The sequence below is a fragment of the Daejeonella sp. AP26 genome, from assembly GCF_056680515.1.
Genome location: NZ_CM155286.1, coordinates 887,681 through 909,583 on the forward strand (window position 1 = coordinate 887,681; position 21,903 = coordinate 909,583).

Below are 21,903 nucleotides of genomic sequence, written 5' to 3' on the forward strand. Positions count from 1 at the left end.
CTCTATGGATAAAATCTATTTATGGGTTGACAAGATTTACCTGGGAGCAGGTTTAACAACTGATATGAAAAAGATTAACTATAACAGGAACTTGTTAGACGAAGAAACTCAACAGAATATTAATATTCATTTACTCCCGATGAATTCAGCACCGAAATTGGAAGCGGTAACCTTTTTAGGAAGGTTCATATGTCATGTTCATATTGATAAGGATGAGAGTTCTGGAAAAATGTCATTTTTCGATATTAGCCTAAAAAGTCCCGAAGAATGGGCGAATATTTTCGCATCAACAGGGAGTACAGAAATTGTTGAGAAATTTACCAGTGGCTTTAAGGCAGCAGCGGTTGAATTTGGTTTGGGGATCGATAGTTACGAATTAACGTTGTTACCGGAATAATTTGCTTATAGGAAGTTTTGATATAATGCTTTAAATGCATAATGATCATTTTATGTTACTATAGTTATCCCTCCAATGGCTGTATTTGCCATGTTTTAATAAATAGGCGTCATAATCCATTGCAGCTTCGTCAGAATCTTCGGATTTATCTCCTAGCTTAAAATGGTTTTCCAATAATTCTCTCATCAGCCTTATTTTCGCAAAAATGATAAGTAAGCCGGCGTATTCAGATTCAGGATATGGAATATTTTCCTCAATCCAAGTATCTTTAATTTCCTCGACTGTTTTTTCTGTCAAACTTTCATAATAGTCGTTAAAATTTATTACCTCCGGTTTCTTATACGTGTAATCAATAAAAGACTGAAGATCTTCATTCAAAGAATGTTTAATGGCGAAAAAATGATAATAAGATATGTAAACACCCATCATTAAGTTATAGCCAAATTTTATAACTATGCTTTTAGGATGAAGGAGCATTGGATAGGTCACATAGTATGACCACAAAATTGACGGTAACACTGAGTTTAAATTCAACCAAAATAGTATGGACTCCATTTTGTATTCAAATTCGAGACTACCGTTACTTCTATTTGAAAGATCCGGATCAAAAGCGTGGGAATAACTTTTAGACAGTGCCTGAATCATTTTTTGAATATTTACCTTGATCGGTTTACAAAAGGAATCTTTTGGCAAATAATGATTAACCATCACTTGATTACTAGGACAAACTTGGCTGTTTAAATACTCTGTTATAGATTTAAAAGAGTTCGTTTCTTCGCATTTCCAATGAAAATAACATTGTCTTATGTTAAATTCTAAAATGGTTCTTACTAAATGATCCGATGATTTTAAAAAATTATTGAATCCTACGTAGAAATATTCCCGAAGTAATTGAATCCCTTCATAATAAAAGTAATTTTTAACACTAAAGGCTTGCTCAGTATATCCTTGATAAACTCTTCCGGAAAAAACATCCTGGACATTAACCAGAGCTAAAATATTCCATTTTAGCTGTTGGTAATGTGCTCTGTTTGGAAAATCTTTATCGTTTTCAAGGATATCAATCACCAGTTTACCTTCTTCGGAAATTTTAGATAAGTTCAAATTTAAAATTGTGGTTAATGGTATACTCAGTTCCTCTGAGTCTTCTATCTGAAGGATAGCAATAGCAGTATTTGAACTTTCAGTTCTTGGATTAATGATTTCATTAACGAACTCTTCTCGGGTCATTATTTTTTTTAGTAATAGAGTATTTGAAAAATCGCTATTATATATTATTAATCAAAATCGGGTCCATGAAGCTATTTTATGGAATTCAAAATTTGACCGGTTAATCCACTTGAAAACTAACTAACTGTAAACTAAATCATGATGTATCTCACCCCCAAATGCAAATTAGTTCGAAACTTCACAAATTGACGAAAGATTGATTTGGTTTTAGCAAAAAAAAGTTTTCAGAACTTTTCGGATAAACTATCCGGAAAGAATAGCAAATGCCTCTAGACAGGCGCTTTACCTCCTTTTTTCAAGGGAATCGGCTTTTAAACTTGCTCTGCGATATTCCCAAATTCAGGGACAACATGCCCGATAATGGGCAGCATCTCCGGAATTTCTATGATATTCCTATAATTTCAGGCTTTAGGATATAATTGACTGCTTATAATTTTATATATCTGAAAGCATATCAAGTTGTCTTAAAATATCATTTTTAAATTTACTCAAGGGTCTTTTGTGAAAATCTTTATTTTCGTAATAAACTCCGAAAAGTAAACGGTAAACTTCACCTTTTGTCAATCTCTGATTTAAAAGTTTATGCATAGTTGCAATATAGGACTTGGAATAGTTCTTCTTTATTGACAGCAATTCATCAAGCTCTCTGTGGTGTACATTATAGATTTCATCAACGTACATTGATGTGAGTGTGTCCCTTGATTTAGTCCCTTTTCCGGGCGAATCTTGAACAAAGACTCTATAGCTATCTAGCTTTGTCGAATAAAAATATCCAAACTGGAAATCCTCATTTTGGGTTGAATCCACATATGGGTGTATGTGGTCACTCAAATTAAGCCGAACGGTACCCTTAACTGAGCTATTGCATGAGTAACAGGAAGGAATAAGATTTTGAAACGAAACTGCAAGTAAGGGAAAATCTGATTTTGGATACCAATGGTCTAATGTTGGTCTGGTAATGCATTGACCATTGGCTTTGAGAATCACCGTTGAAGTATATGCCCTATTACAATATGTACAAGTATTTCTATCCAGGCTCTTAGATAATTTATAAGCATCATAGTGTTTGTTTTTTTTATTCGTGAACCAGTCGTAATCTAATACTTTTTTTAAGTCTTCAATAATAGCAAAGACCGATAACGCCTGAGCTTTATACAGGCCTGTATAACTCGAATGTGTATGTTTTTTATTAAAATATGGCCTCCAACTTTGATAATTATAACTCGGAAAAAAAGAGATCCAAAAGCGATCATTAGCTAACATCATTTCAGTGGGGCTCCCCTTGAGGATATCAGCAACGTTGCTAGGATTTCTTAAAAATGCGACTACATTAGGGTTTAAAGTTGTTATTGTTTTTAACGTTGAACAACAAATACTACATTTTCCAGCGGGTAAAGCACATCGAGGATCGCCTATTCGACGGGCCACATAACACTTAAATTTTTCGAAATGAGTCGCTTTGGCAGATGCTATATGAGCCAGCTTTAAATCTAAGTAAAACACTATAAATCCTCCTTGCTAATTCCGGTTCGCTCCATAATCTCTTGAATATCACGTTTTGCTTTTGTTTTTACCCTATCTTCAATTGCAAGAATTTCATCATACATCTCAAGCAATTTATATTTGACCACGGGCTCTCCAATCATGTTAATCGTCTTGTGTAGTTTCTGAGTTTCGACCTCTAACTCGTGTTCTTTTTCATATGAGAACTTTTCCTTTTTTACAACGAGCTTATTTATTTCCTCATTTATGCGAGAGATTACAGTTGCCTTATCAGCGACTATTTGTGAATTTTGCAATCTCAGTCTTTCTCTACCAAGCTCTAGCAATCGGAGTATTTTCAAACATTCCTGAATTTTTTCTTCTGCATATGCGCCTATTAGATTTTGATCAAGGAAAAAACTATCCGTTAACATTTCATGAATATTCGAACCGAACGTCTTGACATCATCGTCAAAAGGCTCCGGCATCCCACTACGTAACTTTAATACATTACGATGGGGTATATCCGAAAGAATAAATGGGGAATGCGTGGAAAATATAACATTGAATCCCCCCACACATTTAAGCTTTAATTTGGACAAACTATCTAATAGCTTTTTAACAAATAATCTTTGATATTCAGGATGATAGTATAATTCAATTTCATCCAAAACCAAATTAACAGCATGATAGGGTTGCTTGGAGTCTGCGAGGGAATCAAGGTTTAGAATATGATAAAGGATGGAATGAATGGAGTGAACCATTTGCTGTTCTCCTGAACTCAACTGGCCAAAAGCATATTTTCCATCGTCGTCTTTCACAAATATAGTGGGCACGAAAAACCCGGTAGGTATAAAATGAGTTACTGACCTTTTCTTGTATTTAGATTTGTAGTATGCATCTTTGATCATAAGTTGAAGGTCGGCAAAATCTAAATTTGTGGTATAGATCGCTCGTTCAGGGCTTTGAGGGTTTCGTTCTATCAACCATTGATTTTTATCCAGATATTCAAAGAGAAAGGCGTTAATTGCTTGCTTTAATTTTAACGTCACATGTGTTTGATCTGCTTTGAGCTTTTGCGTCAGTTTTGTAGTTGTGTTTATAAGCAAAATATTAGCAACATGATTTTCTTCAAAAGACCAAAAACCGGTAAATTGTCGATACTCGGAATACCTCATACATATTTTTACAATTTTTGTGATGATATACTTTGCCAATAAACAACGAATCAATTGCTGATTGACCGGGCGTTTATTATTAAAGGAAAATTCGAATAATGAGGAAGCGCTATCCTTGTCCGTAATTTCTTTGGAGAAATCTTCTTTGAGAAATTCTAAAACTTTTTCTAGTTTAGGTTTGATAGCCGGATCATAACTGGTGATAAGTGTTTCAAATAAATCGATCAGATTCACTTTGTTTATCTTCTCGGTATTTCTGTAAATGAAATTGATTGAGAGAGGACCGATTGTACCAATATTATCCGGCTCAATTTTAAATTCTACCCCAGCAACTATCTTATCATCAATAATATTTTGAGATTCAAATGATTCGCTGATTAAATTAGCCAAAATGCGGGTCTGTGCAAGATGAAGCTCTGTGTTAATATTTATATTGCCTTGTTCTCTCAATGGAGTAATAACCAGGGGCGTTTTATACCCGTCATTTTTATGAAACAGACCATTGAGCCAAAAATAACTCCCACTACTGTTAAGGCCATGCACTGAATAATTGACACAGATGGTATAAAAAAACTTACTAAGGTCAAATTCTTTAATTTCCCATTTCCTATCGTTCAATACATAAAAATTAATTTGCTTTCCAGAATTCGATATGAGATAAAAGTTGTTGTCAAATTTATAATAAAGTTCCATTTGGGATTCTTCCAAAATGTCGTCGATTTTCTTATTTAATTGCTTATGATATTCAACCAACTGCTTTCTTTCAATCAGTTTTACATTGTTATCACGATCTCCAAGTAATTCCTTTCTTTCAGAAAGACAATAAATAAGGAGGTAAAGCAATTCAAGTAGAGTGCTCTTTCCCGCGCCATTTTTACCTAATATAGCCGTCATGTTAACTTGATGGCCGCTTTTTAGATCAAAGAGGTCGTGCGGATAGTTATTTAAATGCTTTATTTCAATTAAACTGCGGTGCCCCCTTTTGTCTTTCCTTTTTTTCTCTGAATCGTAAATAAATTCAAACTCTTGAGTAAACTGGTATAAAACGCCTTCTTTAAGATTTTTTGTGTAGGAACTTTTTTTATTAATTTGAAGAGCTAGTAATTTGAATTCCATTATGATTTGGTTGGTTTATAAATCGCGTTAAATTGGTTTTTCCTGATAAACAAATAATTCCATAGAAATCAACTTTGAGAGCAAATGCTATCAGACAATTTCATTCACAGTGGTCTTTCTTTGAGGTCGACGTGTAGCTTACCCATTCTGTCTTAAGCGATGCTCGGCGGTGTCCCCAGTTACTTGGATACAAATAAAGCCTTCCTTTTTGGAAAGCTTATACGTGCGCCCACCTGGGCTCGAACCATCAACCAATAGATTATGAGTCTTTTACCGACTAATTTGTTTTGCCTTCAACATCTCCACCTTCTCCCGCTCACTCTGTAACAACCGTTCATAAAGCTTCCGATTTTCTTCGTAAGCCTCCATCAACTTGTCTATTGGATTGAAATTGCAAATATTGTGTGAGCCAATCGGCCCCTGGTTGACGCTATGATCGCTAAAGTTGTTGAAATAGTTAAATACAGCTTCATCGCTATAACTATGTATCGCTTCTGCTGTAACGCCTAAAACCTTCGCAATCTTTTCTAATACTTCCTCCTCGATCCCTTCACTCTGCTCCATCTTGGAAACCGCCTGCTGACTAATACCCAATTCTGCAGCAAGTGTTTCTTGTTTCATGCCACGTAACTCGCGAATGCGGCTGATTTTTTTTCCAATGTGAGTTGAGGTTTCGGGCATAGCTATAAAAATTGATTCGTCAAATATATATTATAAATATACAAGTTCAGATTGGTTGTTTAAAACCTCTAATGGGTTGTTAAATACAACTATTTGTGGTTCGGTACTTTACAACTTAAGCCGAACTTCCCTTCATGCAAATATTACAAATCATTCTTTTTTCCTTAATCATTTGCCCGCCAGATTAATGATCAGGCTGTTGGCGGCAGGGGAGCGTTTAGTTGATTGATTATTAATCCCTGCCTGCCTTCGGCCTTATTAACATTTCACGCTGGCTTCACTATCTCGCCCTTCACCATCGTCCTTCGACTCCGCTCAGGATGACGGCTCAGGGTGACAAAAGTCAGGGAGTGACCTAATCAATTTCTAACCAAACCAACCAAGAAAATGAAAGCAAAAAATAGCTTAAGGGGCATGCTATGGCCTTTGATAAGCGCAATAGTCAAATTCAATTACCGGCTTTTAAGTAGCAGGAAGCCACAAAAGCTTAATAAAAATCCGTTCAATATGGATCTCGAAAAAGTAGCCGCAGATAGTAAGCGCATAGCCGAAAAAATGCAGGCCACGCAGCTGCTTGCAGACCAGAGCAAGCTTCAAAATAAATCGCCTTCAGGTAGTGCAGCTCCCGGCGAGCAAACCAATAATGATCCTGAAAACGGCCGTGTTCTGTGTGGCTGGCGGGAAGATGAGGATGATCGCTTTAATGTAAGCGATTATATATTCACTTCGTACCGTCAGAATCCCTATTGTAATCAGCATCCCGAAAAGATGAAGGCGATTATGAAAGCCCTCTTCCTTGCCGATCATGATGCCGCGCAGCTGGAGCAATATGAGCTGGAGAATGGCAGTGTGCAGCAGCTGGTTATACAGAAACCGGCCCAAACCTTAAAGCAAGTCCTTTACCGCGGTTTACGAGCGGGGCTGGTGCTGATCCTCATTCTGGGCGGTCAATCAGGCAAGGTGCAAGCGCAGTCTGAAATGAAGGCACTTAAGGTAGGGGATAAGGTGCCGGATATCACCATTCAGAATGTTATAAATTACAAGGCCACCACAGCGAAGATCTCTGATTTTAAAGGGAAGTTGCTGGTGCTGGATTTTTGGAGTACCTGGTGCGGAACCTGCTTAGAGTCGTTTGAGAAAGCGGAGGTGATGCAGAAACAGTTTGGCGACAAGCTCCAGGTTCTGTTTATTACCGCTCAACCTGGCGCGTTCATCAACCAGTTTTTGTTAAAGCGCCCGGGAATAAGCAGCAGGAAGCCTTTAATCGCAACCGATGATAAGGCCCTTCAAGCCTTGTTTCCATATTTATCTGTCCCACACCTGGTCTGGATCAACCCCGACGGCAAACTGATCCAAACCACGGCTGCCTATGATTTCACGGCCGCCAATATTAGCGGCTTGCTAAAAAATGGGCAGGTGAAATTCATGGCTCCCAAAGTAGACGACCTTAATTTTGATGCAGGGAAACCTCTGTTTGATCAGGGAAACGGAGGAGCTCCTCAATACCAGTACCGCTCGATGATTACTGGTTATCAGCAAGGATTGCCAGGGCATCTGGGATCGCGCAAAGACAGCGCTACCGTACGCGTGTATGGATTGAACCAGGGATTGATCGGTCTTTATAAAAAGGCCTGGCAGGTGCCACTATTGGTTTGGGGGGATAACCGCGTTTTATTTGAAAGACTCGAACGGAAAAATTATGAGATCACAGACTGGTACAAGGAGCAGCAGAGCAAAGCCTGGTGCTATGAAATGGTACTTCCGATTGCACGGCAGGCCGAACTTTATCCGACCATGCAGCAGGACCTCACGCGTTTTTTTAATATTCAGGGCAGGCTAGAAGATCGTGAAGTGTCTTGCCTGGTACTGGTCAGTTTGAATAAAAGAATAAGGCCCGCTGAAACTGTGGGCGAACGGGAAAACAACTTGGTTAAAACTGACGGACAAGATAAGTACCTGAAAAATGATTGGCTCTCCACGCTCACCGAACATTTGAATTCCCAGCCGGGTATGCGCCCTGTTTTTGATGAAAGTGGCATCAGCTACACCACAAATATAAAGCTGGGCAAGAGTTTAACGGATATTGATTCTTTGAACAAAGCGCTGGCAGTTTACGGGCTAACCATGAAAGAAGAAACCCGAAAATTGTCCATGCTGATCTTGTCACCAGCCATTCCAAATTAATTTCTTGCGGATGAAAATTTATGTCTCAAATCTCATATCTCACCTCTCAAATCACATTTTTATGAAACACATTTTATTCTTCATTCTTTTAATCCTCCCGGCTTTATTGTCCGCCCAGGAAGTGATCCGTGGTAAAGTGATCACTGAAGACCGGCTGCTGATGGCGGGTGCATCTGTCACGGCACGGAAAAGCAAAACGGCAGCTATCACTAAACCGGACGGAAGTTTTTCTTTACGCATTAACGGTCCCGGCGATACGCTTACAATATCGTTTGTGGGATACCAGGACCAGATCATTGCTGTTAAAGGCTCTTCAAAATCACTTCTGATCACCCTGGTACGAGGCAGTCAAACGCTGGACGAAGTAACCGTATCGACCGGGTATTACGAGTTGCCGAAGGAACGAGCTACCGGCTCTTTTACCGTGATTAGTAATAAAACGATAAACCAGAGCACCAGTGCCGACCTGATTGGCAGGCTGAAAGGAGTCTCCAATGCGGTTTCATTTGATGAACGTGTCCGGAATAACCGGAATATCAGTGTTCGCGGGTTAAGTACGATCTATGCGGATAAGCAGCCGCTGATCGTGCTGAACAACTTTCCTTATGATGGCGATTTGAACAGTATCAACCCTAACGACGTAGAGACGGTTACTATCCTGAAAGATGCGGCGGCTGCTTCTATTTGGGGAGTTCGGGCCGCCAACGGAGTCATCGTGATGACGACCAAAAAAGGAAGTACAAACCGACCTGCTCAGCTATCTTTCAATTCCAATGTAACCGTTGGCCAGAAACCGGATCTTTTTTATCTGCCCGCAATAACATCCACGGATTTTATTGATGTTGAGAAAACGTTATTCCAGCAGGGATTTTATGAGTCGAGGGAGGCAGATCTATCGCATCCGGTACTTTCGCCGGTTGTTGAGCTTCTGATTGCGGCAAGAGACGGTGCGATTACCAATGCAGATGCTGAGGCCGAAATTAACAAGTTAAGACAGCACGATGTCCGGGATGATTATAACCGGTATCTCTCTGCTAACAGTGTGGATCAGGCTTATTCCGCTAATCTTCGGGGTGGAAGTGAAAGGGGAACTTATTACTATTCGGGCGGCTATGACCGGAACCAGGGCACTTCGGGTGACCGCTATACACGCTTAAGCCTTCGCGCCGATCATGCTTATAAACTGAACTCCCGTTTTAAACTGCAGCCTTCTATCGGTTATAGTTTATTAAATAATGATAAGGGCGCACCGGACATTACAGACATCACCACAGGTTATGGTAGTGTCCTGTATCCTTACGCCCGCCTGGCAGATGACGCAGGCCATGCTTTACCGGTCGTGAGACATTACCGTAGCACTTTCGCCGCGCAATTAGAGGGGGCAGGCTTACTCGATATGCAATACCGTCCTTTAACCGACTATCAGGACATGGAGGCCGGTTCGCGAGCGCAGGAGATGTTGCTGAGCATGGATGCGGGCTACGAGATCAGTAAAAGTTTCTCCGCTCAGCTTCTGTATCAGTATGATCGCAACTGGCGGGAAACTACGGAAATGTTTGGCGAAAACTCTTTTTACACCCGCAATATGGTCAACCAGTATACCCAGGTAGATGGCGCAGGCGCCCTTTCTCACCCATTACCAAAAGGCAGCATTCTGGACCTGGGCCGATCCATATTCGGTTCGCACACCGGCAGAGGGCAGATAAAATATCAAAGGGAGGTTTTGAAACACAGCTTTTCTGCCATAACAGGTGCTGAGATCCGTGAAATAAGCACTACGGGGAATACCTTCCGTACCTATGGTTACAATCCTAGCGGTCTGGTCAGTGTGCCTGTAGATTATATCACGCAATACAACCTGTACACAGATCCAAATAGCGTCCAGGGCATTCCCTACAATTATGATTTTACCAAGCAGCTTAACCGCTATACTTCTTTTTATGCGAACGGAGCCTATACCTACGATAACCGTTATAGCGTATCTGCCAGTGCCCGGAAGGATGCTTCTAACCTGTTTGGGGTAAACAGCAACCAGAGAGGTGTGCCTTTATGGTCGGCGGGATTGAGCTGGAATGCCCATAACGAGACATTCTTTAACAACCGGAATCTGGATTACCTGAAGCTGAGGCTGACGTACGGTTATAGTGGAAACTTAAGTAAAAATTTATCGGCATTGGCTACTGTCGTTCAAAGCAGCGGTAATATCAACAATATGCCCTATGCGTTTGTGCGAACTTATCCTAACCCTGATCTGAGCTGGGAAAAGATCGGGATGCTGAATGCCGGAGTTGATTTTAAAACGGCCAATGGCTTTCTCACCGGAACCATAGAGTACTATCAGAAGAATGGGCGTGATCTGATCGGCGATCAGGCATTGGATCCCACGTCGGGGGTAATCTCCGGAACCATCCGCCGGAACACGGCCGATATACAGGCCGAGGGTATTGATATCACATTATACACGCGGAATTTGGATAAGGATTTTAAGTGGTATAGCACGGTCCTGTTTAGTTTTAATAGGGACAAGGTAACAGATAACGGTGCGATTTCGAAAGCCTCTTATTTGTATACCAATGGCGGGCTTGGAATAAGGCCGGTTGTCGGCCGGTCTGTTCAGGGAATCTATACCTACAAATGGGCGGGTCTGGATCCGGAAACCGGCGATCCGATCGGCATCCTGAACGGCGAAAAGTCAAAGGCTTACGGCGACCTGGTTTATAATTCAACCGTGGATGATCTGGAATATCATGGTCCGGCCAACCCAACGAAGTTTGGATTGCTTGGGAACACCTTTTCCTATAAAAACCTTTCCTTGCTGGTGAACATCAGCTACCGTTTGGGCTATTATTTTACGCGCCCTTCCATCTCCTACGGCCGGCTTTACAACAGTTGGGTTGGTCATGCCGATTTCGCGCAGAGATGGCAGAAGCCAGGCGATGAAAAGCATACTTCGGTCCCTTCGATGGTTTATCCGGCCGATGACGCTAGAGACGACTTTTATTTCTTTTCCTCGGCACTGGTCGAAAAGGGTGATCATATCCGTTTCCAGGATATCAACCTGACCTATCAGTTCAGGGATCTGAAACTTAAAACACTGAATCTTCAGGGGATGGAGATTTATGCCAACCTCCGTAATCCGGGTTTTTTATGGCGGTCTTCAAAGCTGGGTCTTGATCCGGATTACACCTACACACCACCGGGGGCAAATATGGCTTTCGGCCTGAAAGCAAGTTTCTAACCTTTAAATAAACCAAGATGAGAACATTGAAATATATACTCCTTATAGCTATGGGCTTGATTTTAAGCTCCTGCAAAGAATACCTGGATGTTAAACCGGATGAAAAGCTGGCTGTGCCATCCGATAACCTGAAAACGCTGGAACTGCTGCTGGATCATGTCTCGGTATTGAACCAGGGGAGCCCGGGTGCCGGGGATCTCGCCAGTGATGATACTTACATCCCGGATGCACAATGGACCACTTTGCTGCAGGCGCAGCGAACTTCCGCCAACGCTTACATCTGGGAAAAGGACTTGTTCAATGACAGCGACGTAAACGATTGGGCAGCATCCTACCGGGCAGTTTTTTACGCCAACCTGGTTCTGGACGGATTGGAAGAACAAAAGCAGGCCGCCGGATCAAAGCAATGGAAAGAACTGAGGGGTGCCGCGTTATTTCACCGAGCCTATGCCTACTATAACCTGCTTCAAACTTTCGCTAACGCTTACAATCCGTCTACTGCCAAAACAGATCCGGGTATCGTTTTAAAATCAAGCTCCAATATCAATGAGAAGATAAGCCGCTCGTCGGTACAAGATTCATATGACCACCTGCTAACAGATCTGAAAGAAGCAAAATCTTTGCTGCCTTCGAGCACCGCATACAAAACCCAGCCCTCCTCCATTGCGGCTGCCGGATTGCTGGCCCGGGTTTACCTGGCGATGCAGCAATATGACCAGGCACTTCAGCATGCGGAAGAAGCTTTGTCAACCAATCCGGTGCTGATCGACTACAATTCCCTGCAAACGACCTCGAACTTCCCGTTCAAACGATTCAATGAGGAAGTGATCTTTCATACAAATATGATCACGTTAACCGGTGCGACTCCTGCTTATAGCCGCGTTAGTGCAGAGTTATACGGCTTATATCAAAACGATGATCTTCGAAAGACGGTATTTTACAGTTCAAAAGCCGGTGATGTAACCTTTAAGGGAAGTTATTTTGGATCCAATGCCAGGTTCAACGGACTGGCATCTGATGAGTTGTACCTGATTGCTGCAGAATGCTATGCCAGAAAGCAAAATCCATCAGAAGCCTTACAAAGGCTAAATACCCTTCTAGATAAACGATGGAAGACTGGAACATTCGTCCCTGTAGACGGCTCAGACGATGAAACAGTCCTTAGAATTATATTAGAAGAACGCCGGAAGGAACTGGCTTTCCGCAATATCCGTTGGAGTGACTTAAAGCGATTAAATCGCGAACAGAGGTTCCAAAAGACACTTAGCAGGCAAAGTAATAACCAAACCTTTACCCTGGCTCCTAATGACCCGCGTTACGCGATGCCGATTCCGATAAAGGTAATCAGCTTGAGCGGCTTAGCGCAGAACTAAACAAAAAAGCCCGGCTAACCTTGAGCCGGGCTTTTATTACTTAATCCTATTTACGGTTTCAACCTGGTATCGTCGGGATTTTCAACCCCATCCTGGGTTGGCCTGCCGGTCATACCGTCCTCTTCCGCTTTAATGGCGCACAGCTTGCTTCCGCTATTACACGATGGTATCCCTGGCAACTCACTGTAACTGGCCGGATTAGTGATTCCGCCACCGTTATACTGAAACCATTGGACGGCACGAACTTCCTTAACTGGTGCCTTAAAAGCGACTGCGGCCGATGCAATCATCAAGATCGCAATAAGGCCTGAATATAATTTTTTGGTGTTCATATTGTAAGAATTATTTAATTGCCTACTCTCAAGGTTTTCGGCTTCTCCTTTTATAAAATCCGGTGGTTGGCTTAATGAAAACCAACGACCATACTCAGAGCACCTTTCCCATGGTCCTCCCTTCCTCAAGCGGTGAATTCCTAAACGACTGAAATTGGAGCTTTCGATATTTCTGAATAGCCTGTATGCACCGGGTTCGTGACTGTTTAGAAGATTTCCCCTTAAGGGTGATCAGGGTATTCATAATAACATGATTGAATACCTTAAAGTTAGAGGGCAGGTTACAGGAGAGGAGTGCTCCAGATGATCAGTTTCGCTGATCTATAAGAGGAAAAAAGCCACTTTAGCGCACTTTATGACCAATCAAAGGTGGAGTGTTTTTAAACGACTAAGGGTGTTCGGGTGCATTCGCATAAAGGATGCGATGTTTCGATGACGGGTTAGGCTAAATATCGTTCTATGTGCAGGGAGCAGTTTAAGAAATCGCTCGTGGGTTTCTATTTTTATGATTCGGTTATAATCATTGATGCGGCACTGGTAATCTTCTATTAGTGCCCGCTCAATCAACCGGTATTCCGGAAACCGGCTTGTGAGGTTCCGTAAATCATGCATGGGAATTGCCAGCAGGACACAGTCAGAGAGTAGTTGTACAAATTCACCTGCCAGCAGTTGCCGGAATGAACTTCGAAGCGAAAACATCATTTGCCCCCGGTACCAGAACCAGCAGGTTTCTTCCTGGTACTGGTTTTCATTATAGTAATAGACTCTTGCAGCGCCTTCCGCTATAAACCATGCATAACGAGGCACCTGGTCTTCATGTACCAGGATGTGATGTTTCGGGAACGACCGTTCCTGTACAATTTGTTCAAGGTAATCCTTAAGCTCTGCGGTAAGCAATGCCTTTTCGGGATGATGTGATTGCAGAAGCTCAATCAAAGCCTGTATATGCGCCGGGTTCTTCATTCTGCGCTTTTGAAGGAGACGAGAGCCGCCCTGAAAGTCATCGACAAGCGAATACCATTTAATATATGATATCGCAGGGAATATAATAGGGATGTTAACATGCTTTGTTGTTCTGCTTTCTCGCCCGGACGTTTGCCAGCCCACTTTTGCTCAACCCGACATACGCCGCTGTATCCGTTAACGAAATCCGGTTATGGGGAAACATCGAACAAAATCTTCGGTACCTCTCCGTAGCATTCAATCCGATAAAACCGCCATGCTCACGATCTCTTGCGAATGATTCACTGTAAACTTCATAGACAATATCATTGAATTCCGGAAAATGGGTTATAAGGTACTGGAAGCGTTCGCGGTTAAGTGATAAAAGGGTACAGTCCTCAATCAGTTGCAGATAATGGTCGGAATTGTCTTCCATTAAAAAGCTCTGTATTAGTAAAATGACTTCATTCTCTTGCCAGATGGTGGTAATCACTTTTTTTCCTGATGGCTGAATGATAAAATACTCTTTTACCAGGCCCTTATCCACGTACCACATATCTGGTACCTTTTCGCCTACACTTGCGATAAACCTGCCTTTTTTGAATTGCTGCAGAATAAAGCTTTCCCGAAGTATAGCTTCCAGAGTTGGATTTATGTTAACAATAGTGTTAAAATATCCTAGTAAGCGTTCAATGGCCATGTTTTCTTTTTTTAGGTTTAAGAATTGAATGATGACCCAAAGTAAAAAGACCTGTCCGCCAAAATTTGTCGTGGGCTACTTTTTCATATAAAACCTTTGCAGTGGCTGCGAATAGGTTACAGGATAGCCCTTCTCACGAAGATGCCTGAGCATTCTCTGTACTGTTCTGTTGCTGCAGGAGTACATCAAGGCAACCTGCTGAATGGAAAGCAGCCGGCCTTTTTCAGTCATTAACAGTAAATGCTCCAGTCTCTCTTCGTAGGTTTTATAATCCATCGATGAATGATTTTTCACGTCTTTAGAGTATGCGCGCCCGATTCAATTCTTACAATCTCTCCAAATCCGGCGTTTGAATTTCGAATATTTCCGGACAAAACAATTTTTATTTCCTGAACGACATCCCTGGCTGCCTGAATGGTAAAAAATAGGCATAGCGAAAAAATGACGATGCCAATAATTCCGCGCAACTTAGAAATGACAGGTATGCTATATCTAACTACTAAATACTAACTACTAACTACTCCTCCCAATGGAAAACTATCAATTCCTAAACCCGGTCGTCTTAAGGATACCCCGTTTTTGTAAAGAACTTATTGACTTCCCGCTGGAGGTGCTGTTAAACGATCCGGAATTCAATGATGCTATTTTCCTGGCCAGTGAAGCCGTTTATAAGGAAATTGGGCGGCAAAATTCCGACACGGCCCGCTTTTCTGAAAAGCTGAAGCTCACCCTCAAAAAATATCATCGGCGGATGTGCTTTCGGCCGACGCCCTTTGGTGGCTTTGCATCGGTCTCTATAGTAGAATGGGGGCAGGCCCGGCTGAACGAAGGGCTCGAAATAGGCGTCAGCTCGTTTCAGACCCAAACCGTCAGGCGGCTTGCGAAACCGAAGAACAAGCCGGCCTGGCATGTCAATCCATCTATTTACCGCTTTGGCGACCATTACCGGCTCTACGAGGGAATCGCTTCTGAGGGTGGCGTCCGGAACTTTAATCTTTCTGAAATAGACAATGAGGCTATCCCTGCCGGACTTTTAGCCTTAACCGGAAAATATTACCGGAGTGCGCTTACTCAAGTGTTTTCTTCGCTTTGTTTGTCGCCGCCAGCAACACAGTTATTTCTGGATGAGTTGATAGAAAATCAAATACTTTTAAAGGTTGACCAGTCATCCAGCTTATTCGTAAAAAGCCTGCCTCCAATTGCACGCGATCAGAAAAGTTCTGATTTGAATTCCCTTACCGTTAACCGCGTTAGCGGGGTATTGGATAAGAGGATACAAGAGAAGCTGCGCGAAGGCATCCACTGTCTCGACAAGCTTACGCAGTTTAAAGAAGAGAGCAACCTGGACAGGTTTAGAAAACAGTTTACAGATATGTTCGACCAACGGGAAGTACCGCTTTTGCTGGCCCTTGATCCGGAGGCAGGGATTGATTATGGTGAGAACGCTTCATGGACAATGAGTGATGATCGCCTTGGGAAATCAAGTGCAGGTAAAGTACCCCGATGGACGAAAGTTCAGGAACTTCTGCTTCGAAAATGGACTACCAGTCTGAATGAAGTAACGCCGGTGATTCGCATTGAAAAAGAGGATCTGTTATTTTTGAATGATGAGCCGGAATCGAAACCGGCCGTAAGCCGGACGGTGCTTTTCAATATCATCGATGACCAGGTGCATATTCAGTCAGTTGGGGGTTCAAGTGCGGCGGCTATCATTGGCAGGTTTACATTTTTTGACGACCAGATCTTAGAGATCGCCCGCGAAATAAGCCAGCGGGAGCAGGAAGCAAATCCCGATGTGATATTTGCTGAGCTGATCCATAACGGAGATGAAAAAACGGACAAATTAAGTAAAAGGGGCCATTTCAGGGATTATGTGATCCCGGTGCTCACCGATTCGGAGATAAGGGTCCCATTCCGTATTGAGCTAAATGATCTTTATCTATCCGTACGGAACGGGCTGCTGATACTTCGCTCCAGGAGGCTTCAAAAGAGGATCATCCCGAGGCTGGGCAGCTCCTTCAATTTCCATCGCAGTCCTTTGTCGGTCTTCAGGTTCTTGTGCGACCTTCAGAGTGAAGGAATAGATACTGGAGCTGAATTCAATATGTCGAAGCTTTTTCCGAACCTGAATTATTACCCGCGTGTTGTTTACGGAAATGTGATACTGGAAAAAGCCAGCTGGCATCTTGATCCGCAGCTGTTTGTCAGCTTGCAATCAAAGCCTGAAACATTTTATCCAGACTTCTTAAAGTATGCAGAGAGCTTGAAGCTTCCGGCAGTTTTTACCTATGAGCAAAACGATCAGCGTCTTTTGATCCGCAGGGATAAGCACGATGATGTTTGGATGCTGATCCAAACGGTGAAAACCTCGACGGTTATTATATTACGAGAATACTTGTCTGAAGAAAGGCCACTGGTAAAAGGGGAGGAGCATCACGAAGTTTATGCCCACGAGCTGATCGCATTCCTGGTCAATACCCAAACAGTGTATAGGAGCTTCCCGGCTATTCCGGACGTTCCCCCGGAGGAGGTAAGCCGGTTCTATCCGTTGAACGACTGGCATTTTTTGAAAGTATACATGCATCCTTCCGGGATGAATGGATTTCTAACAATCACACTGCAAAGGTTTTTGAACACCTGTTTTAAAGCCAAACTGCTTCAGGACTGGTATTTTGTCAGGTACAACGACGGTGCCGATCATTTGCGGATCCGTTTTAAAACCGCTGTTAATACGGACCCGGCTTTCATTGAGAAACTGCGAGGCTTCCTGGTTCATCTTCAACAAAGCCCATATATCCGCCAGGTACAGCTTTGTACTTACGAACGTGAACTGGAACGATACTGGCCGATCGGAATCGCCAATGCCGAATCGCTTTTTACCTTCAGTAGTGATCTGGCGCTGTCGATCCTAAAACGTACCGGTAAAATGACAATTGCCTCGGACGGATCTGCTGACCCGGAGAAGGCTGAGCACAATGAATTATTGCTGCAGGCAATCCTTCACATGATGAAAGTCTTTCAACTTGGCGGGCTGCCCGAACCGGTTATCCTGAACCTCGCGAAAGAATCTTTTACCGCTTTATTTGGCAGGCTGCAGGTTAGCAAAGAGTTAAAAGTTGCTTACGACCAAAATTACCGGCAATTGAGCGCACATCTGGATGTTCTTTTCCTCGCAAAACAAAATTCAATCTCAAAAGGATATTTCATGCTGCTGGCGAAGAATATCAAAGCGGTGAAAATGGAAATGCGTGCCGTGCTTTTAGCCGATTTAATTCATATGCATATAAACCGGTTATGCGCAGGCCGGCAGCTTTTGATCGAAGCCGAATGCTATTACTATTTATATAAGATACTGCTAAAAAGAAAATTTAAAGCCAGTCCCTTTTTAAACCGGTAAAAAGCGTTTTCCTTTCCAGCATCCCGAGAACATCTGGCCGATAAGTACGGCCTATAGATACAACACTTTCGTCCGACATATACAGTTCATTCAAATCTATACGCCTGATGCACCGCATATTAACCAGGCTGGATTTATGTACCCTCATGAAGTGCTCCTTGTTAAGCATCGCCTCCAGGGCTTTAATCGTCAGAGAAGTAACATGATTTCCTTTAGTGGTCACCAGTCTCACCCGATGTTCAGGCCGGGCTTCTACATAGATCAGATTATCTGGGTTAATATGGATGAATTCACCTTTGTAAATCCCGCGGATATAAAAGAATCCGTCTTCCTGCGGCCCCTTCGATTTCTTCGCGATCATGTTTTCAATCTTCTTAACGGCACCTGTGAATTTATCGTATGAGACCGGCTTTAGAAGGTAATCCACCGCACCTTTCTCAAATGCTTGAAGCGCATATTTGTCATGAGCGGTTACAAGTACTACAAAGGTGTGTTTGTGAATCCTGCCGGCCATTTCAAGCCCGTTCATGCCGGGCATATCAATGTCGAGGAAGGCAATATCCGGTTTAATATCCTCAGCCATCACGTTCAGCATATCGTTTGCATTGGTACTGGCTCCGAGGAGATTTAAACTTGCTGTCTGGGTTACATAGTCGGAAATGATCTCAACGGAAGCGAGCTCATCATCTAAAACATAGCAATTTAACATAAGGCGTTTATTTAAGATTAATGGTTAGTTGAAGGTTATAATAGGTTTTCCCCTGGCCATGCTCCAAGAAAAATGAACCGGGATAATTCAACTCAAGGCGTTTTTGCATATTCTGAAGGCCAATGCCGTGACCCTGATGCCTGCTCAGGTTTACCTTATTTTTTGTGCGGATAGTGAAGACATCATTACGGCTTGAAACATTTATCAGGGCTTTAAATTGCGGATCAGTAAGGTCGCCATGCTGTAAGACATTCTCCAGCAGCGTAAAAAGCACCATGGGTATGATTCTCTGCTCACTAACGCCTGAGAGGCCGTATTTAGTGACTTTGATATGCGAAGGAATTCGTTTACAGTGTAAAGCGATATATTGCTCTAAATGTTCCACCTCGTGCTTCAGGAGAACTTTCTTATCATGAGCAGCAGCTCTTAAGCTGTGCCGGGTAAATTTTGCCAGTAGTAGGATATATTCCGCCAGTTCCTCATCACTTTTCCTGGCTTTATTATAGAGATAAGTGAATGAGTTAAAAAGCATATGCGGATTGATTTGCAATCTTAAAAGCTCATTCTCTGCCTTCAGCATATCCGCCCGCAGTTTTTCTTTCTCTGCTTCGGCAATTGCGGCCGCATACATTATATCGTAGATCTGTTTCTGTTTTTTGACGTATTCAAGAGCCAGCCAGTATCCGGTACTGAGATATAGAATCATTGTTCCGCGGTAGATATTTGAGTAGACAAAAACCGGCTTTGATCTGGTCCAGGTGGAAGTGATATCGAGGTGATTGAGCCAAAGGTGAATTAGGAGATTACAGCAAAATAAGGCCAGCAATTCAAGAATAATTTTAACCGCAAGTAATAGCCATTGAAACCGGGTGCCTCTTGGGGTGGGAGTTAGTACCCGGTAACAATGAAAATAGAAAAGGCTAATATAAAGTGTGTAGTGAAGAAGATAATCTACGGGATGGGCGAATTTATTGGACATCGCTCCGGCTAATACAATTTCTAAACCTATATAAACCGTCAACGCCAGACTATGCCACAGTACCGCCGTCCACGGAATTGTGATCTTGGAATTAATCCATTTGAGAGGCGAAACCGACATGTTAGGGTGTTTATCAGGTAGTTCAGGTAAAAAATTGCATTTACACTTTTACGATTAGTATTTTAGTTCAAAAGATATATATTATGAGCAAAGTACAAAAAATTAAACTTAAAGTTCGAAAGCGGATTTGTTTCAGCTATTCGACGGGCAAAAGATTAAGCTTAATCTTTACTGACCCAACCACGGTAACCACAACAACTGTAACCGGCGGAATCTATTGAAAGAAAAGCTCCTTTACGGAGCTTTTCTTCACCTAAAGCAACCATTATGGCAAAATTTTTTACCCTCCTTAAAATGCTTCTAAGGATTGATAGCCGGCTGATGATTTTAGCTGGTTTAGTGCAGCTTTTACTTGAACACCAGCAAAACCTGCAGCCGGTTTCGATATCTCCAACCTGGCTCGACAACCAGGATGTGATGCAGAAACTTAAGATCAGTGAAAGTACGCTGAAGCGACACCGGCTGAAAGGAGTTATTCCAAGTACCCGAATAAGAGGTAAATATTACTATAATGATTCGGACATTCAGAAATTGTTAAGAGACGGGATGTAGGGGAGAGGTATCAGGTATCAGGTATCAGGTATGAGGTATCAGGTATCAGCTTAATTTGTGGAAAGTTAGAATGACTACTATAAACGGAATCACCGCGAATAGCAATTAAACTTTCTGTTCATAAACCTATAAACCCATAACCCTATAACCCGAAACGGTGTTAGGTATTAGGTATCAGCTGTCAGCCTTCATACCCCATAGTTTCTAACCCCCTGCCATTCAGCTCATAACCCCCTCAACTTACTGGCCCTACTTATTTTGAGACAGCTATTACGCCTTGATGCTTTCAACGGAGGCCTTCAGCTATTTAATTCAGTAATCACCACATCGAGTAGTTTATTAAATTCGTCAGGTTTTTCGAGCATTGGATAGTGTCCTGTACCTTTAATTAGTACCACATCATAATCTTTGAGGTACTTTCTGTTTTCCTGAATATTTGTAGGGTTCCCATCAGAATTTATAGCCCTCACCGGAACTTTTACCGCCTGAGCAACATCCTTGATATTCATTTTATATAATGGTTCAAGCGCGTTTATTGCTAATTCAGAACTGTTTTGAAGAAATTCATTTTGTAATTGCTTTTTGATGGATGATGGCGTAGTGTCAACGAATAGATATTGAGGCATAATATGCTCAATGGCTGATCTAAAATCTTCCCGATAATTCCTGTATAATAACTCGTCGGCTTGCTCGTGAGTAGGTATCTGATTAAAATCTTTCAAGGTGTCTACCAGAACGATGGCTTTTGTTTTTAGAATATCTAACGATGCTTCCAGTACATATGCTCCAGACATTGAATGGCCAACCAGAATAATTTCTTTGGCCGTAATTCGGTCGGTTACGGCCTTAATATCATCAGCATATTGTTTGCTCGACCAGTTTGTGCGTAACTTGTCTGACTCCCCATGTCCGCCTAAATCTATCTGTACAACCTTGTATATGTTTTTAAAATAATGGAGCTGGTTAGACCACCAATTCGAGTTGCCGAGCCAACCGTGGACAAATACAATTGCAACATCGTTTTCACCAGTATCTTGATAGTGAATTTTACTTCCGTCAGAGGATATCACATACTTTTTCATTTGTGCTAGAATGAGTTTTGACTTTTAGATTGTTTGCGAATTTCCTGAATATTATAAATTTTCTAGTGATTTATACCCCGCCGTCTTTTATTAGTTCTAATTCGTTCGTCATTTATCTTTTGTCACGATTATCATTTAGACCCACGGACGTCTAAATGTCCATAACCCTAAACCCTCATAACCCTTTTACTTCTTACCGAATTGACCCCTG

At 42.1% G+C, this 21,903-nt stretch carries 17 protein-coding genes; 6 read left to right on the plus strand and 11 right to left on the minus strand.

What is annotated here, in order from left to right:
* Positions 1-4 precede the first annotated feature (4 nt).
* Positions 5-397: a hypothetical protein gene (locus AC1MCB_RS03795; RefSeq protein ID WP_479967420.1), complete on the plus strand. Its 393-nt coding sequence runs from the start codon at positions 5-7 to the stop codon at positions 395-397.
* 45 nt (positions 398-442) lie between these two features.
* Here the strand turns inward: AC1MCB_RS03795 and AC1MCB_RS03800 are convergent, their stop codons facing one another.
* The 4 genes from AC1MCB_RS03800 to AC1MCB_RS03815 all read right to left on the minus strand — a co-directional run bounded on the left by AC1MCB_RS03800 (position 443) and on the right by AC1MCB_RS03815 (position 6,084).
* Positions 443-1,627, minus strand: coding sequence for a hypothetical protein (locus tag AC1MCB_RS03800; protein WP_479967421.1), 1,185 nt, complete (start codon positions 1,625-1,627; stop codon positions 443-445).
* A 435-nt stretch (positions 1,628-2,062) separates the two neighbouring features.
* On the minus strand, positions 2,063-3,130 hold the full coding sequence (locus tag AC1MCB_RS03805) for a hypothetical protein (protein ID WP_479967422.1): 1,068 nt from the start codon (positions 3,128-3,130) through the stop codon (positions 2,063-2,065).
* Positions 3,130-5,403, minus strand: a complete 2,274-nt coding sequence (locus AC1MCB_RS03810; RefSeq protein ID WP_479967423.1) for an AAA family ATPase — start codon at positions 5,401-5,403, stop codon at positions 3,130-3,132. Before AC1MCB_RS03810 ends, AC1MCB_RS03805 begins: the two co-directional genes overlap by 1 nt.
* A 270-nt stretch (positions 5,404-5,673) precedes the next feature.
* Positions 5,674-6,084: a helix-turn-helix domain-containing protein gene (locus AC1MCB_RS03815; RefSeq protein WP_479967424.1), complete on the minus strand. Its 411-nt coding sequence runs from the start codon at positions 6,082-6,084 to the stop codon at positions 5,674-5,676.
* A gap of 387 nt (positions 6,085-6,471) precedes the next feature.
* Between AC1MCB_RS03815 and AC1MCB_RS03820 the strand changes: the two genes are divergently transcribed.
* From AC1MCB_RS03820 to AC1MCB_RS03830, 3 genes are all read left to right on the plus strand, one after another.
* Positions 6,472-8,268, plus strand: a complete 1,797-nt coding sequence (locus AC1MCB_RS03820) for a TlpA family protein disulfide reductase (protein ID WP_479967425.1) — start codon at positions 6,472-6,474, stop codon at positions 8,266-8,268.
* A 61-nt stretch (positions 8,269-8,329) separates the two neighbouring features.
* Complete coding sequence (locus tag AC1MCB_RS03825; RefSeq protein ID WP_479967426.1) at positions 8,330-11,506, plus strand: SusC/RagA family TonB-linked outer membrane protein; 3,177 nt, start codon at positions 8,330-8,332, stop codon at positions 11,504-11,506.
* A 17-nt stretch (positions 11,507-11,523) separates the two neighbouring features.
* The gene (locus AC1MCB_RS03830) at positions 11,524-12,879 is read left to right on the plus strand and encodes a RagB/SusD family nutrient uptake outer membrane protein (RefSeq protein ID WP_479967427.1); all 1,356 of its coding nucleotides are present in this window, start codon (positions 11,524-11,526) and stop codon (positions 12,877-12,879) included.
* Between the two features lie 50 nt (positions 12,880-12,929).
* On the opposite strand, the gene AC1MCB_RS03835 is transcribed toward AC1MCB_RS03830, so the two are convergent.
* The 4 genes from AC1MCB_RS03835 to AC1MCB_RS03850 form a co-directional block, all read right to left on the minus strand.
* Entirely contained in the window at positions 12,930-13,211 is a 282-nt protein-coding gene (locus AC1MCB_RS03835; RefSeq protein ID WP_479967428.1) for a hypothetical protein, read from the minus strand.
* Positions 13,212-13,574: 363 nt separating this feature from the next.
* Entirely contained in the window at positions 13,575-14,174 is a 600-nt protein-coding gene (locus tag AC1MCB_RS03840; protein ID WP_479967429.1) for a Crp/Fnr family transcriptional regulator, read from the minus strand.
* A 94-nt stretch (positions 14,175-14,268) separates the two neighbouring features.
* On the minus strand, positions 14,269-14,853 hold the full coding sequence (locus AC1MCB_RS03845; RefSeq protein ID WP_479967430.1) for a Crp/Fnr family transcriptional regulator: 585 nt from the start codon (positions 14,851-14,853) through the stop codon (positions 14,269-14,271).
* A 75-nt stretch (positions 14,854-14,928) separates the two neighbouring features.
* A complete protein-coding gene (locus tag AC1MCB_RS03850) occupies positions 14,929-15,129 on the minus strand; it encodes an HTH domain-containing protein (RefSeq protein WP_479967431.1) in 201 nt (66 codons plus the stop codon).
* 253 nt (positions 15,130-15,382) lie between these two features.
* Here AC1MCB_RS03850 and AC1MCB_RS03855 point away from each other — a divergent pair, with 253 nt between their 5' ends.
* Positions 15,383-18,250, plus strand: coding sequence for a lantibiotic dehydratase (locus tag AC1MCB_RS03855; protein WP_479967432.1), 2,868 nt, complete (start codon positions 15,383-15,385; stop codon positions 18,248-18,250).
* On the opposite strand, the gene AC1MCB_RS03860 is transcribed toward AC1MCB_RS03855, so the two are convergent.
* Positions 18,222-18,959: a LytR/AlgR family response regulator transcription factor gene (locus AC1MCB_RS03860; protein ID WP_479967433.1), complete on the minus strand. Its 738-nt coding sequence runs from the start codon at positions 18,957-18,959 to the stop codon at positions 18,222-18,224. The two genes, AC1MCB_RS03855 and AC1MCB_RS03860, sit on opposite strands and share 29 nt — an antisense overlap.
* 7 nt (positions 18,960-18,966) lie before the next feature.
* The gene (locus AC1MCB_RS03865; RefSeq protein ID WP_479967434.1) at positions 18,967-20,058 is read right to left on the minus strand and encodes a sensor histidine kinase; all 1,092 of its coding nucleotides are present in this window, start codon (positions 20,056-20,058) and stop codon (positions 18,967-18,969) included.
* A 267-nt stretch (positions 20,059-20,325) separates the two neighbouring features.
* Here AC1MCB_RS03865 and AC1MCB_RS03870 point away from each other — a divergent pair, with 267 nt between their 5' ends.
* A complete protein-coding gene (locus AC1MCB_RS03870) occupies positions 20,326-20,610 on the plus strand; it encodes a helix-turn-helix domain-containing protein (RefSeq protein WP_479967435.1) in 285 nt (94 codons plus the stop codon).
* A gap of 299 nt (positions 20,611-20,909) precedes the next feature.
* Here the strand turns inward: AC1MCB_RS03870 and AC1MCB_RS03875 are convergent, their stop codons facing one another.
* Positions 20,910-21,692 (minus strand): alpha/beta fold hydrolase, encoded by a 783-nt coding sequence (locus AC1MCB_RS03875; RefSeq protein WP_479967436.1) that lies wholly within the window; start codon positions 21,690-21,692, stop codon positions 20,910-20,912.
* Positions 21,693-21,903 lie beyond the last annotated feature (211 nt).